14 protein-coding genes are annotated in these 14,271 nt (G+C 29.8%); 4 read left to right on the forward strand and 10 right to left on the reverse strand.

Annotated features, from left to right (window positions below; all coding sequences use genetic code 11):
* Positions 1 to 51: 51 nt before the first annotated feature.
* The 3 genes from xth to Q0V24_RS00110 all read right to left on the reverse strand — a co-directional run bounded on the left by xth (position 52) and on the right by Q0V24_RS00110 (position 1,922).
* Positions 52 to 810 (reverse strand): exodeoxyribonuclease III, encoded by a 759-nt coding sequence (gene xth, locus Q0V24_RS00100; protein ID WP_297517314.1) that lies wholly within the window; start codon positions 808 to 810, stop codon positions 52 to 54.
* A 26-nt stretch (positions 811 to 836) separates the two neighbouring features.
* Positions 837 to 1,142 (reverse strand): hypothetical protein, encoded by a 306-nt coding sequence (locus Q0V24_RS00105; protein ID WP_297517316.1) that lies wholly within the window; start codon positions 1,140 to 1,142, stop codon positions 837 to 839.
* A gap of 87 nt (positions 1,143 to 1,229) precedes the next feature.
* Positions 1,230 to 1,922 (reverse strand): peptidylprolyl isomerase, encoded by a 693-nt coding sequence (locus Q0V24_RS00110; protein ID WP_297517318.1) that lies wholly within the window; start codon positions 1,920 to 1,922, stop codon positions 1,230 to 1,232.
* A gap of 174 nt (positions 1,923 to 2,096) precedes the next feature.
* On the opposite strand from Q0V24_RS00110, the gene Q0V24_RS00115 reads away from it, so the two are divergent.
* Both Q0V24_RS00115 and Q0V24_RS00120 read left to right on the forward strand, forming a co-directional pair.
* A complete protein-coding gene (locus tag Q0V24_RS00115; protein ID WP_297517320.1) occupies positions 2,097 to 2,972 on the forward strand; it encodes an LD-carboxypeptidase in 876 nt (291 codons plus the stop codon).
* Positions 2,973 to 3,146: 174 nt separating this feature from the next.
* On the forward strand, positions 3,147 to 5,981 hold the full coding sequence (locus Q0V24_RS00120; protein WP_297517322.1) for a discoidin domain-containing protein: 2,835 nt from the start codon (positions 3,147 to 3,149) through the stop codon (positions 5,979 to 5,981).
* 41 nt (positions 5,982 to 6,022) lie between these two features.
* On the opposite strand, the gene Q0V24_RS00125 is transcribed toward Q0V24_RS00120, so the two are convergent.
* The 5 genes from Q0V24_RS00125 to ybaK all read right to left on the reverse strand — a co-directional run bounded on the left by Q0V24_RS00125 (position 6,023) and on the right by ybaK (position 9,143).
* Positions 6,023 to 6,433 (reverse strand): hypothetical protein, encoded by a 411-nt coding sequence (locus Q0V24_RS00125; protein WP_297517324.1) that lies wholly within the window; start codon positions 6,431 to 6,433, stop codon positions 6,023 to 6,025.
* 116 nt (positions 6,434 to 6,549) lie between these two features.
* Positions 6,550 to 7,287 carry an SDR family oxidoreductase gene (locus Q0V24_RS00130; RefSeq protein WP_297517326.1) on the reverse strand — a complete coding sequence of 246 codons (738 nt, stop codon included), beginning with the start codon at positions 7,285 to 7,287 and terminating at the stop codon, positions 6,550 to 6,552.
* A gap of 14 nt (positions 7,288 to 7,301) precedes the next feature.
* Positions 7,302 to 8,255 (reverse strand): dipeptidase, encoded by a 954-nt coding sequence (locus Q0V24_RS00135; RefSeq protein WP_297517327.1) that lies wholly within the window; start codon positions 8,253 to 8,255, stop codon positions 7,302 to 7,304.
* Between the two features lie 81 nt (positions 8,256 to 8,336).
* The gene (locus tag Q0V24_RS00140; protein WP_297517329.1) at positions 8,337 to 8,558 is read right to left on the reverse strand and encodes a hypothetical protein; all 222 of its coding nucleotides are present in this window, start codon (positions 8,556 to 8,558) and stop codon (positions 8,337 to 8,339) included.
* A gap of 99 nt (positions 8,559 to 8,657) precedes the next feature.
* Positions 8,658 to 9,143: a Cys-tRNA(Pro) deacylase gene (ybaK, locus tag Q0V24_RS00145; RefSeq protein WP_297517330.1), complete on the reverse strand. Its 486-nt coding sequence runs from the start codon at positions 9,141 to 9,143 to the stop codon at positions 8,658 to 8,660.
* Between the two features lie 347 nt (positions 9,144 to 9,490).
* On the opposite strand from ybaK, the gene Q0V24_RS00150 reads away from it, so the two are divergent.
* Positions 9,491 to 10,414: an ABC transporter ATP-binding protein gene (locus Q0V24_RS00150; protein WP_297517332.1), complete on the forward strand. Its 924-nt coding sequence runs from the start codon at positions 9,491 to 9,493 to the stop codon at positions 10,412 to 10,414.
* 11 nt (positions 10,415 to 10,425) lie between these two features.
* Positions 10,426 to 12,081, forward strand: coding sequence for an ABC transporter permease (locus tag Q0V24_RS00155; RefSeq protein WP_297517334.1), 1,656 nt, complete (start codon positions 10,426 to 10,428; stop codon positions 12,079 to 12,081).
* A 59-nt stretch (positions 12,082 to 12,140) separates the two neighbouring features.
* Here the strand turns inward: Q0V24_RS00155 and Q0V24_RS00160 are convergent, their stop codons facing one another.
* Complete coding sequence (locus Q0V24_RS00160; protein WP_297517336.1) at positions 12,141 to 13,640, reverse strand: PH domain-containing protein; 1,500 nt, start codon at positions 13,638 to 13,640, stop codon at positions 12,141 to 12,143.
* A complete protein-coding gene (locus tag Q0V24_RS00165; RefSeq protein ID WP_297517337.1) occupies positions 13,627 to 14,145 on the reverse strand; it encodes a PH domain-containing protein in 519 nt (172 codons plus the stop codon). Before Q0V24_RS00165 ends, Q0V24_RS00160 begins: the two co-directional genes overlap by 14 nt.
* Between the last annotated feature and the right edge of the window lie 126 nt (positions 14,146 to 14,271).

A 14,271-nucleotide genomic window follows, 5' to 3' on the forward strand; every position in this document is an offset into this window, starting at 1 on the left:
TAAAAGGGATGAGGCATTTGCCTCATCCCTTTCTTTATATCTCTTTATTAATTAATCCATATATAAAACTACAGGACAATGATCTGATCCTAAAATATCATGATCTATATCTGCATCTTTAATTCTATCCTTTAACTTTTCTGAAGCAAGGAAATAATCTATTCTCCAACCTGTATTATTTTCTCTGGCTTTTGCTCTATATGACCACCAAGAATATCTTCCTGTAACGTCTGGGTAGAAATATCTAAAACTATCAACAAAACCAGAACCCATTAATATATCCATTTTTCCTCTTTCTTGTGGTGAGAATCCTGGACTATTTCTGTTTGTTTTATAATTTTTAAGATCTATCTCATTATGAGCTACATTTAAATCTCCACAAACTACAACTGGCTTAATATTATCAAGCCCCATTAAGTATTGTCTAAATGCATCTTCCCAAGACATTCTATAATCTATTCTAGCAAGTTCATTTTGAGCATTTGGAGTATAAACAGTTATCATATAAAAATCTTCATATTCAAGAGTTATTACTCTCCCCTCTTTATCATGCTCTTCTATATCCATTCCATATCTTACACTTAAAGGTTCTTTTTTAGTGAAAATAGCTGTTCCTGAATATCCTTTTTTCTCAGCATAATTCCAATACTGATAATAGTCCTTAAGTTCTTCATCAAGATTTATTTGTCCTGCTTGAAGTTTACTCTCTTGCAGACAGAATATATCTGCATCTTGCTCTTTAAAATATTCTATGAACCCTTTTTTAACACATGCTCTAAGTCCATTAACATTCCATGATATTAATTTCATTTGTGTCCTCCCAATTTTTCTTTTGTTTATTTTACTTCATATCCATACTGATGAAGTGTTTTATAAGACTTTTCCATTATTTCACTTGAGAATAAATTTGAATATTTTTCTTTTAATATTAAATACTCTATACTAAGGTCAAGTCTGCCTTTACTCCATAACTTTGTAAATGTAGCTCTTCCACCATTTTTATTAATTATTTTTTCTACATAAGAAATTAACTCTTCCTCATTTCCAAACTTTGAAAAAACCATATCTATATTAAGTGCTTCCTTTATTTCTTTCTCCACACTTAATAGTTCTTTATAAAACTCTTCATGTAAAACTTTCATTTTCAACTCTCCTAAAAATTTAATTACTAGTATATTATACATCTGAATTGTGTAAAACTTAATTATTTTCTAGTAAAATATCCTAGTTTACTTTATCTTTTTTGTTTCTACTTGGTCATTTCCATTAAGGTCCACAGTTATATCTTCTATAACTATTTCTTCTACTGGTGACTCTCCTGCAACTTTTGCTACGTTAATTTTATCTACTATTTCAATTCCTTCAATAACTTTTCCAAAAGCTGCATAACTACCATCTAAATGTGGTGCATCCCCTGTCATTATAAAGAATTGACTTCCACCTGAATCAGGATCTTGTGATCTTGCCATTGATAGTACACCTTTAGTATGGGCAATATCATTTATATTAACTCCATTTTGTGCAAACTCACCTTTTATTCCATAACCAGCATCCCCTGTACCATTACCTAAAGGACATCCACCTTGAAGCATAAAATCTTGAATTAATCTGTGTACTATAAGTCCATCATAAAAATTACTATTTGCAAGTTCTGTAAAGTTAGCTACTGTATTTGGAGCTTTATGCGGATATAACTCTGCTTTTATTATTCCATATCCTTTAATTTTTATTTCAGCTATTGGTAAATTTTCTGGCGCTTCTATTACTTTATCAACTATTTCTGACTTTTCTTCTTCCTCTACCTTTTCAATCTTAGTTAGAGTTTCACCTTTTTTCTTTTCTGAAACTTCCTTTTCACCACATCCTACAAATGCTAGTACTGGTAATAATAAAAGTCCTGCTATAATAAATTTCTTCTTCAAAATTCTTCCCCCTTAAATCTCTTATAAGATATTAATTTAAATTATACAATATATCCGCCCTCACTTTCCATAATATTTGAAAGTAAAATTATTAAATTTAAAAGAATAGTTTTATAATTTATTCGTTATACCCTATAATTTAATTATAAATATTTTTTAATAGGAGGATTTTATATGGGAAGTATACTTAAAATTAATGATACTGTCGCCTTTTTTGCTGCCTCTAATGGCTTATCTCCTTTTTCTAAAGATAATATAAGTTCACTTAAACTTATATTAGAAAGTTTTGGACTTAAAGTCATTTATGGAAATAATCTTTTTGCCCCTGATAAAAATATTATTTTTAATGAAACATCTCAAAACAAAGGAAAAAATTTGAATAAACTTTTTGCTGATAAAGATATACGAGCTATATTTGATTTATCAGGTGGAGATTTATCAAATTCAATTATAGATTACTTAGACTTTGACCTTATAAAAAGAAACCCAAAACCTTTCTTTGGATATAGTGACCTTTCAACTATATTAAACTCAATTTATACTAAAGCAGGTTTTCCAACTTTTTATTACAACTTAAAAAACCTTATAACCGGTGATTATAAAGAAGAACAAATATCACTTTTCAAAAGTTCTATAATGGGTAATTCTAATGACCTATTCAAATTTAAATATGATTTTTTAAGTGGAAAAGCTTTACGTGGTTTTGTAGTTGGTGGAAATATCCGTTGTACTTTAAAACTTGCGGGAACACCTTACTCTCCTAATTTTTCCAATAAAATTTTATTTTTAGAAGCTTATAGTGGTAATGCTGCTAAAATTTATACTTACCTAAATCAATATAAACAAATTGGTGCCTTTGATGATTTAAAAGGTATAATTCTTGGTAGTTTTACAGAAATGGAACTTAACAATATCACTCCCTCTGTTTCTGAAATGCTTATCGAAATTCTTGGAGATGAACATAAAATTCCTATTGCAAAAACCTTAGAACTCGGACATGGTTCTGATTCAAAATGTATCGTAATTGGCGGTTCTTGCACATTAAATTAAACATAATATAAGAAAAGGCACTTACTAAAGTGTCTTTTTTTCTATATTTCTCTCCTTTCTATTATTTGTCCACTTTTTGTATAATTTTTACACTTATTACAATAAACGTTTTCATGATAAATTTAACCTATGATAACTGGTTATATAAAAATATGAAATTTAAGGAGAGTTTATATGAAAAATGAAAATGTTTTGCTTAGGAAAAACAAAAAAATACTACCTTTATTTTTAGCTGGTTCACTTGGGTTTAGTTTGATTTCTTGTGGTAGTGATGCTGTTGTAGATAGTTCAACGGAATACAGAGTTACTCAAGAAGGTACAGAAATTTTTATGACTAATAATATTGTTTCACCTCACTGGTTCCCAGAAGAGTTATTAAAATGGACACCAGAAGCTGATAAAAATTTAAACTTTAATAAAAGTGTTGTTCCTTTAGCTGATAAGGTTGAAAAAGATAAACTTGAAGTTGTAAATGAAACTCAAAATAAAAATATGGATGTAGTCGCTATTTCAATCATGAACTCTAGTACTAGTGGTAACCCTTCTCGTGGTTCTACTAAATTCTCTTCAAACACATTCTCATATTGGCAATACATAGACAAGCTAGTATATTGGGGTGGTTCTTCAGGGGAAGGTCTTATAGTTCCTCCAACACCTGATGTTACTGATTCTGCCCACACAAATGGTGTACCAGTACTTGGTACTGTTTTCTTCCCAACTCTTGAGCACGGTGGAAAACTTGAGTGGCTTGATACATTCCTTACAAAGGATGCTAAAGGTGGCTTCCCTGTAGTTGATAAATTAATTCAAGTTGCAACTGAAATGGGCTTTGATGGTTGGTTTATAAACCAAGAAACTCAAGGTACAGATGAAATGAAAGAAAATCCAACTGATGATGCTATTCTTACACCAGAGCACTCAAAACTTATGCAAGAACTTATAAAAGAATTTAAAACTAAAGCTGGTGATAAACTTGAAATTATGTGGTATGACTCAATGACTGAAGAAGGCGAAATGGATTGGCAAAATGCTCTTACACAAAAGAATGAGATGTTCTTAATAGATGGAGATAAAAATTCAGTTGCTGATAGTATGTTCCTTAACTTCTGGTGGACTGAAGAAAAATATGTTAAAGAAGAATTAATTAAAAATTCAAATAAGAAAGCTAAAGAACTTGGGATTGACCCTTACTCATTATTTACAGGTATAGATACACAGGCTAATGGTACTACAACGCCAATAAGGTGGGACTTAATTGAAGAAAGTGCTAATAACACATATACTTCACTTGGACTATACTGCCCAAGCTGGACATTCTTCTCATCAGACTCACCAGATTCATTCCAAGATAAAGAAAGTAAGTACTGGGTAAATGAACTTGGTAATCCTGCTATGGCAACTACTTCTACAGGTACTCAGTGGAGAGGTATTTCAACTTATAAAACAGAAAATACAGTTATAAATGCATTACCATTTAACACAAACTTTAATATTGGTAACGGATATAACTTCTTTATAGATGGAGAACTTGTATCAAAACTTGATTGGAATAATAGAAGTATGGCTGATGTTATGCCAACTTATAGATGGATGGTAGAACATGAGGGGAATAATAAATTAACGACTTCTCTTGATTTTGCTAATGCTTACTATGGTGGTAACTCAATTAAACTTTACGGAAATCTTGATGCTGCAAAATCTTCAACAATTAAATTATTTAGTAGTGAACTTAAACTTACTAAAGATACTAAATTTGAAACTGCTGCTAGAGGAAATGATGGTACAATACTTGATTTAGTTCTTGAATTTGAAGATGGCTCAAAAGAAATTATCACAGCAGATAATACTCTTACAGATGCTTGGCAAGTATTAAACTATGATGTTTCAAAATTTGCTGATAAAACAATGCAATCAGTATCATATAAAATGTCATCTGATAAATCTATAAATGGAGCTAGTATAAATATTGGGTCTATTAATATCACAGATTCAAAAGTTGACGTAAAAACTGCTGATGTAACTAAAGTAACTGTTGAGGATACAATGTTTGAAGAAGATGATACTCTTGCTGGCGTTAAACTTTCATGGGAATCAGCTAATATAGAGAATATTAGTCACTATGAAATTTATAGAGTTAACTCTGATAAAACTAAATCATTACTTGGTGCTACTCCATCAAATGATTTCTTCATTAACTCACTTCAAAGAGATGAAGTTGATGATATAACAAACCTTGAAATAGTTGCTGTAAATACAAACCTTGAAAGAGGTGAATCTGCTAGCGCAAACTTTGAATGGCCAGATAATGATATGCCAAAAGCTAACTTTGCTGCTGGAACAACATTAATTGCCCCAGGTGGAGAAGTTAAATTTGAAAACTTATCTTCAGTAGTTACAGAATCAATTGAATGGTATTTTGAAGGTGCTACAACTCCTACAAGTACAGAGGATGCACCTACAGTAAAATATGATAAAGCTGGAATTTATGATGTTAAAATCATAGCTAAAAATGAATTTGGTGAAACAGAGCATATATTAAAAGACTTCATCACAGTTTCAGATAAAGCTAAAGATGGACTTGTAAATCTTGGACTTAATCAAAAAGCTGAAGCTTCATCATTTGTAAATCCTGCTGAAGGACCTGAATTTGCCTTAGATGGTAAATCTGAAACTAAATGGTGTGCAACTGGCAAGGCACCTCATACCTTAACTGTAGATTTAGGTGAAGTTAGTACTGTAAGTGGAATTACAATGCTACATGCACAAGCTGGTGGAGAAAATGAAGGAATGAACACAGAAGATTTCTCATTTGAGTATAGTCTTGATGGTAAAATATTTGAACCAATTCTAGTAATTGAAGAAAATGAACTCGGAACATCAAACCATACATTCAAAGCTACAGAAGCTAAATTTATAAGAATTAATATAAATAAGCCCTCTCAAGGTTCAGACTCTGCTGCAAGAATATATGATGTGCAGATTCAAGGAATCAAAGGAAGTTTAAAATAATATAAAATAAATGGAAGTATCAATTTGATACTTCCATTTTCTTATTTAAATACTTTATAAAGTCCAGCTAATGTATAAAATACATCTTTTGCACAAAGTTTTTCTATCTCTTCCATAAGCATATGTCCATATCCAATTAATGCATCATAGTCTTCTGCTTCTAAAATATCAAAATTAAATTTTTCTTTGAATTTATCTGTTAAAGCTTGCGCTAAATAATCAGAATAAATTCTTGTAGCATCACCATTATAACCATACATAACTTCTGCTGTTCTTCCAAGTTCTTTTATACTAAATCCAAGTAAAGTATATGTACCTGTTATAGGGTCCGCCTCTTCTAAAACTTCATTTTGTTTTGTTTTAAAGTTGATAGCTGCTTTAAGTCTTCTTCTCACATCACCTTTATCACATTCAATTATGTTCTCTTTAATCCATTTACTTTCTTCTCTCATTGCGATTTCTCCTTAGTTTGCTTTTTAAGTAAAGGTTTAACCCTACTTATACATTTTAATATTATATAACAAACTATAGCATTTTAAAAACATTTTATCTAAATTTCAGCCTATCTTTATAGCATCCCACCATCAACAGTTAAAATTTGTCCTGTCATATATGTTGCTTTATCTGAACAAAGAAAAGCTACAACATCTGCAATTTCACTAACTTTTCCAAATCTATTCATAGCAATCTCTTCTTCTAGTGCGCTTCTATCCTCTGCACTCATCCAAGAATTCATCTGTGTTTCTATAACTCCTGGGGCAACTGCATTAACTCTAACACCTGACATTGCCATCTCTTTTGCAAGTGACTTTGTAAATAAGTTAATAGCTCCCTTAGTTGTAGAATATAAAACTTCACAAGATGCACCAACATTCCCCCATATAGAAGAAATATTAACTATAGAACCTTTTGTAGTTAAAAGAGATTCCATTGCAAATCTTGAACAATTTAAAACTCCCTTTAAATTTGTATCAAGCATTCTATCCATTGAATCATCATCTATATCCATAAATAATCCAACCTCTGAAATAGCTGCATTATTAATTAAAAAATCTATCTTTCCAAATTTGGACAGTGCTGTATCTATAACTTCTCTACATCCACTAGTAGTTGCAATTGATGCTTTAACCACCACACAACTGCCTCCAAGTGCTTTAATCTCCTCTAAAGTATCACTAGCAGCATTATCATTTCCAGCATAATTCAAAACTAAAGTTGCTCCATTTCTAGCAAACTCCATTGCAATTGCCTTTCCGATTCCTCTAGTCCCACCAGTTATCACTGCAACCTTACCATTAAAATTCATAACTTATCTCCAATCTATATTAAAACTTCTTTTATAACTCTTTTAGCATTTCCACTAAATATTTTCTCTATTTCACTCATTGTAAAACCTTCTTTTGAAAGTCTATCTGCAAGTTTCATCATCTGAGTAGCATTTTCTATCTCTACCTTATTTTCTATACCATCAAAATCACTACCAAGACCTATAATATCAATTCCACCAATATTTTTAATATGCTTAATATGTCCTACCATATCATCAATAGTTGCTATCTCATCATCGCTAACATCATCCCTATTAATTAAAAATGCACTACAAAAATTAATCCCTGTGATTCCACCATTACTAGCAAGTTTTTTAATCATATCATCAGTCATATTTCTTGGGTGTGGACTTCTTTCTCTTGCATTTGAATGTGATGCAATTATAGGTTTCTTAGAATACTTGATACAATCATAGAACCCTGCATCAGATAAGTGAGAAACATCAACAAGCATACCAAGTTTATTCATTTCTTCAACTACTTCTATTCCTCTTTCCTTTAACCCCATATCTTTAAACTTAAAACCAGCATTAGGATACCCTAAAGCATTCTCAAAATTCCAAGTAAGAGTTATAAGTGATATACCCTCTTTTTTAAACTCTCTAAGTTTTTCTATATCACCCTTTATAGCATCTCCCTCTTCTATTGTTAGAAAGGCTCCAAGTTTACCTTCTCTCTCTGCTCTTTCTAAATCTCCATAATTTCTACAAAGACTTATATAGTCTTTATTAAGCTCTAATTCTTCCTTGAACTTTTTAAGCATTCTTTTGCAATAGTCATATGAATCCTCTACCTCATCTTTCGCTATGAACATTGCAAAAAATTGTGCAAGTGCCTTTCCTTCTTGTAACTTCTCTATATCAATACAAATATCATTCTTATAAAGCTTTTTATCACTTTCAAATATATGCATAGCTGTATCACAATGTAAATCTATAAACTTCATTTTCTTACCTCCAAATTATATTTACTTCATTATACTATTTTCACCTAAAAAAACCCACAATATTTCTAAGGTGGGTTTATACTAGAATACTTCTATCCATTTAGTTCTTTTTTTCCTTGGTTTCTCTATAAGCTTATTATGTCTAACTGAAAACCCTACAAGGCACATTCCTAAAAGTAACAACATATTTGTGCTTGAATTTATAAACTTATTTGTAGAAAGTACTGTTAGCCTTGATGAAATAAGTACCATTATACTCATAATTGTGTACCTAGCATTCATCATTCTTTTTATTAAAAACATATGACACCTCACATTTTATTATGTTCTATATATTCTATGAAACATAATAAAAAATGTTCAAAAAAAGACACATCTATATGCGACATGCCTTTGTAAAAATCATTTAATTATATCTGCAAATTCAACATCTATAACTTTCTCAAAATCTATTGGCGCAATATCCATTTGAAGACCTATTTTCCCACCAGATACAATCATCATAGAAAGTTCTTTTGCACTCTCATGTATTCTAGTCTTATAATTTTTCTTCATTCCAATAGGTGAACAGCCACCTCTTATATATCCAGTTATTTTATTTATATCTTTAACATGAATCATCTCTATATTTTTCTCACTAACTGACTTTGCAGCTTTTTTCATATCAAGTTCCTCTGCTACTGGTATAACAAAAACATAATAATTTTTGCTATGTCCAACAGTAACTAAAGTTTTAAAAACTTCCTCTGGATTTTTTCCAACTTTGTGTGCAACTGCAAGTCCATCTATATGTCCATCACTTGAATCATACTCTCTCATCGCATAAGACACATTACCTCTATCTAATATCCTCATAGCATTTGTTTTGCTTATCTTATCTTTAGCCATATATTTTTCAGCTCCTAAACTTTTATTTTTAGTAGGATAAAATCATTAATATTAGTTAATCCCACCTACTTGTTTTTATAATTATACATATTTAATTATAAAAAATCTTTTTACTTTTCATCTCAATTATATTTTATACTTATTTTCTATTTTTTTTGGCTATCAAACTGATAATTATATTAGTTAATATTACCATTTTTATATTTTCTTTTAATAAAAAATATCCTTTTCACATATTTTTTTCTCCCTTCATTTTTTTAATCATTTTGAAACTAATTCGCAATTTTAGACCTGTATAATTTTGGACAATGTCCTTATTGGCAAATAAATTATGTTAGGAGCAACTAATGAAACCAATACTTGAACTTAAAAACGTAAGCAAATCTATTGGAAAGAAAAAAATAATTGATAATCTTAGTTTCACTATTAATTCTGGTGAAATTTTTGGATTCCTTGGCCCAAATGGGGCTGGTAAAACTACAACAATAAAAATGATAACAGGACTTATTAGCATAGGTGAAGGTGAAATCATCATTGATGGTTATAATGTAAAAACAGATTTTGAAAAAGCACTGTCAAATGTCGGTGGTATAGTAGAAAACCCTGAAATGTATGGTTATATGAGTGGTACAAAAAACCTTAAATATTATGCTAAAATGCATGATGGCATAACACAAGAAAGAATTAATGAAGTTGTAAAACTTGTAAAGCTTGATAATAGAATTAACGAGAAAGTAAAAAGATATTCTCTAGGTATGCGACAAAGACTTGGAGTTGCACAAGCAATTCTTCATAACCCTAAACTTATTATACTTGATGAACCAACTAATGGACTTGATCCTATGGGTATCAAAGAGCTTAGAGAAACTCTTAGAAACTTAACAGAACAAGGTTCCTCTGTAATCGTATCAAGTCACTTACTTTCAGAAATGGAGCTTATGTGTGATAGATTCTGTATCATTGATGGTGGAAAACTTAAAGATATCAAATCAATGAGTGATATTAATACACACTCTAAAACTGAGGAATCGCTTTATGTAATTGATACTGACGATATAAACAAAACATTAAATCTTATAAATCTAAACTTTAGTGATGTAAAAGCTACTATAACTGATGAAAAAATAAAATTAAATGCTAGTAAAGAAACTATCGCAAAAATATGTAAACTTTTAGTTCAAAATGATTTATCTATTTTTGAAATTTCAACTTCTATAAAAACACTTGAAGATGAATTTATAGAATTAACTGGCTCTAAACAAATAAGGTAGGTGATATTTTTATGATTAAAAAAATGTATAACTTAACAACAAACGAACTTACTAAATTTTTAGTAAAACCAAGCATATTGATAATAATAGCCTTAATATTTATATCATCAATACTTGTACCTCTTATCCCTAAAGCAATTATGAGCCATGAAGCTGGATTTACTACTGATATGTATCACTTCCAACTTGGTGCTATAAATGGAGAGGTTAAAGGATTAAATACAAAAAAAGTTAATGATAAAAATAAAGAGACATTTTTAAAGTCTCAAAAAGCACAGGTACAACTTTTAATTGATTCAAAAGTTGAAGCAACTGGTTGGAGATATAATGTAGCAAATGAGTATCTTATGACTTTAACACAAATTGATACTATACATCTATTAAAAGAAAATATAACACCAGCTACTATCCTTGCTAGTCTTCCACCACAAGTTTCTCCGCAAACTATAAAAGAAACTCTAGCAATTCCAAGTAGTGAATATGCATCTGCACTAAAAAAACTTGATGCAAAAAAAACTAAACTTTATAATGATGTTAAAAATAATAATTATATTGGGTATTTCACAAAAGAAATTACTAGTAATAAAGCTCAAGTTAAAAATCTTGAAAAAGAACTTACAGCTTTAAATGCAAAACTAAAAAAAGAACCTACAAGCATGGACTTAAAAACTCAAATCACAAAACTTAATGATACTATCAACACTTTAAATAGCATCATTAAAATAGACCAATATAGAGTTGACCATAAAATACCTTTCAGCAAGAAAAATTGGAAAAGTGCTACACTAACAAACCTTGAGCAACTTGCAGGTTCTAGTCAAACTCAAATGGCAACAAAAACTCAGTTCCTATCTAGTCCTCATAAAAGTGTAACTTACGAACAATATGTTGCTAAATTTAAACAGGACCAGATGATAACTAATAATAAAATCAAAGCAAATTGGTATAGCCTTGAACATAATATTCCTCAAACACAATTCCAAAATGCTAGTTCTAGGGATGTTACAAATTCATTCGTTGCACTATATTCAATGATTGCTATAGTATTTACTCTTATACTTGCTAGTGGACTTATTTCAGCAGAATTCTCAAAAGGAACTATAAAATTGCTACTTATAAGACCAGTTTCAAGATTTAAAATTCTCCTATCAAAGCTTATTGCAGTTTATATTATTGGGTACTTTGTTCTATTTGGTTCAATGATACTTTTAACAATATCAAGTGGAATACTCTTTGGATTTTCTGATTACTTAACTCCGATTTTAAAAATTTCATCAGGAGTTATTGTAACTCATGCTTATATTGGAAGCCTTATACTTGCAATACTATATCTTAGCCTTAGTGTGCTTCTTTTTACTACATTAGCATTTACGCTTTCAATAGTAACAAAAAGTACAGCAGCTTCATTAGCCTCAAGTCTAATAATATTTATAGGTGCACCAATAATTACAATTATATTATTTACTAAAGACTTTATATGGTTTGACATAACACCACTACCTTACTTAAACCTCCCTTTTGTTGGAGTAATAAAAGTATTTTCATCAATGTTTAATAGCAAGGCTATACTTAGCCATTCACTTGGTGGAATTGAAGTAGCAATTCTTACAATAATTCTTGCAATCATAGGATTTGTTGTATTTATAAAATCAGATGTAAATAGCTAAACTTAAACTCAAAGGAGTATCAAAGCCACTATGCTTTGATACTCCTTTTTTATCTATGTTTATTTTAATTTCACACTGAAATTTTCACTTGCCATCCCAATAATATTTTCTTCTTCATTTCTATCCTCTTTACTACTCAAAGTTCTTGAAATCCTTAGTAAATTATCTTTGCTAAGATGTGCAAGGCTTAACCCACCACCAACTTCACTATAATAATATATTAAAATATTGGCAATTCCAAGTCTACTAAGAAGTCTTGACTCTTTTGCACTTATAGCCTGTATATTTCTTGGATTAATTCTTTTTTCTACTTTATAAAATCCTCCTGATACTCCTCTTAACACCTTTTTATTAAAAGAAAGTTCTGTGTTCTTTATAATAAGTAATCTTCCTATTAAACTAAAAATAGAAAACAGATTCCAAAGTAGTGTATAGGGACTTTTAAAAACAACAAATAATACTATACTAATAACCAAATTAATAACAATAGGTTTCATCACATAAAATGCTTTTGCTTTTTCAAATTTTTGAACCTTTTCATCTATAATAAATCCTAATAGAACATTTTTAAATATTTTATCTAATTCTGAATTTTTTATAAAAGGTGTAAGCATAATAGCAGCGTCTCCAAAGCCACTATACCCCTTCACTTCAAGTTTTATATCACTATACGATAGTACTTGTCTTATAGGATTTGAATTTACCACAACAGCCTTTATATCACTTCTAGCAAATGAAAATTCTCTAACATTTAAAAGACCATATTTTATATTTATCTTTTCCTCAGTTACAACTAAAGTGAAATTATAAAACTTTACTATATTCACAATACCAACCGCAATATTTATAAGTATAAAACTAACAATAAAAATAATTCCTAAAATCCCTACATGAAGCTTTGAAAAATTGCTCATAGCAAATGCCATTGTATTATCCACTGTTTCCTGTTGACCTATTTCACCTAAAAATAATCCCCCTTGAAAAATAGCAAATACTACAATAAAAAATCCTGCCGAGGTCAGTCCACCTAGAAATAAATCCTTAGCAGAAATCTTATTTTCATAAACAATATTTTCTACAACCTTTATTACCTCTTCAACTTCTCTTTCACACTCTTCTTCATAACTATTTAAATTACTTAAAAGATACTCTTTTATCTCACTTATCTCATTATCCTTTAAATACATCCTTATAGTTGTATCTTCCACCCCTCCCATAACAGCTGTTTCTATCTTAACTGTACTAAAATTAAATATTCTACCAACTATATTTTTAGATATATCCATAGATTTAAGTCTTTCCTTATGAATCCTAAGAGATTTTTTCATTATAATACCTCTATTATAAAAAACCTCATCCTTGCATATTTTAATATACTCAAACCTCATTAAAACTAAATAATACCCTAAAACTATCAATGTAACAGATACTAAAACTATTGGCTCTCTAAAAAATACTAAATAAAGAAATATCCAATTCATAACAAAGGATGTCATCTTTACAATAACTGCTATACTTGCTGATTTATAAACAACTTCATTTAAATTATTCTGCTCCATAAGTTACCTCTTGCTCTTTTTTAACATTCTCATTAACCTTCTCACGAAGAAATTCCATTATAATATCAACCTCTGATTTATCAATTGCTGGAATCTTATAGCTTCCACCTGCTGTCCCAATAGTTATATCTGCAATATTAAGACTTTTACTTATAGGTCCTTCTTTTAAGTTAATATTTTGAATTCTAACAATTGGAATCACAACTTCCTTAGACCAAAATATCCCCTCTCTAAACCAGATTTCTTCATCATTAATCATATAACTCCATTGCTTATATGAAAAAGTAGGTGCTATCACTGTATCTATAAAACAAACTATAAATGCCGTAATAAATGCAAGATTAGTCCATTTTTCATTACTACTAACCCAATTTTCAAAACCTGAACTCCCTAAAATTCCAGTACCATATTTCATAAAGATAAAACCTATAAAAACTATTCCCATAATTATAAGCCCCTCAAAAAACCATGATTTCACCGCATTTGTGCTAAGTTTTTTCTTCATAAATCCCCCTAAAATATATATTATTCTATATTTTACCATCATTTTGAAATTTTAAACTTTTATTCTGATAAGCTTAACAAAAAAGTAACTTTCAAAATAAAAAAAAGAACTGACCTATCAGTAGTT

It is taken from the genome of uncultured Clostridium sp., assembly GCF_947039605.1.
Classification (GTDB): Bacteria; Bacillota; Clostridia; order Clostridiales; family Clostridiaceae; genus Sarcina.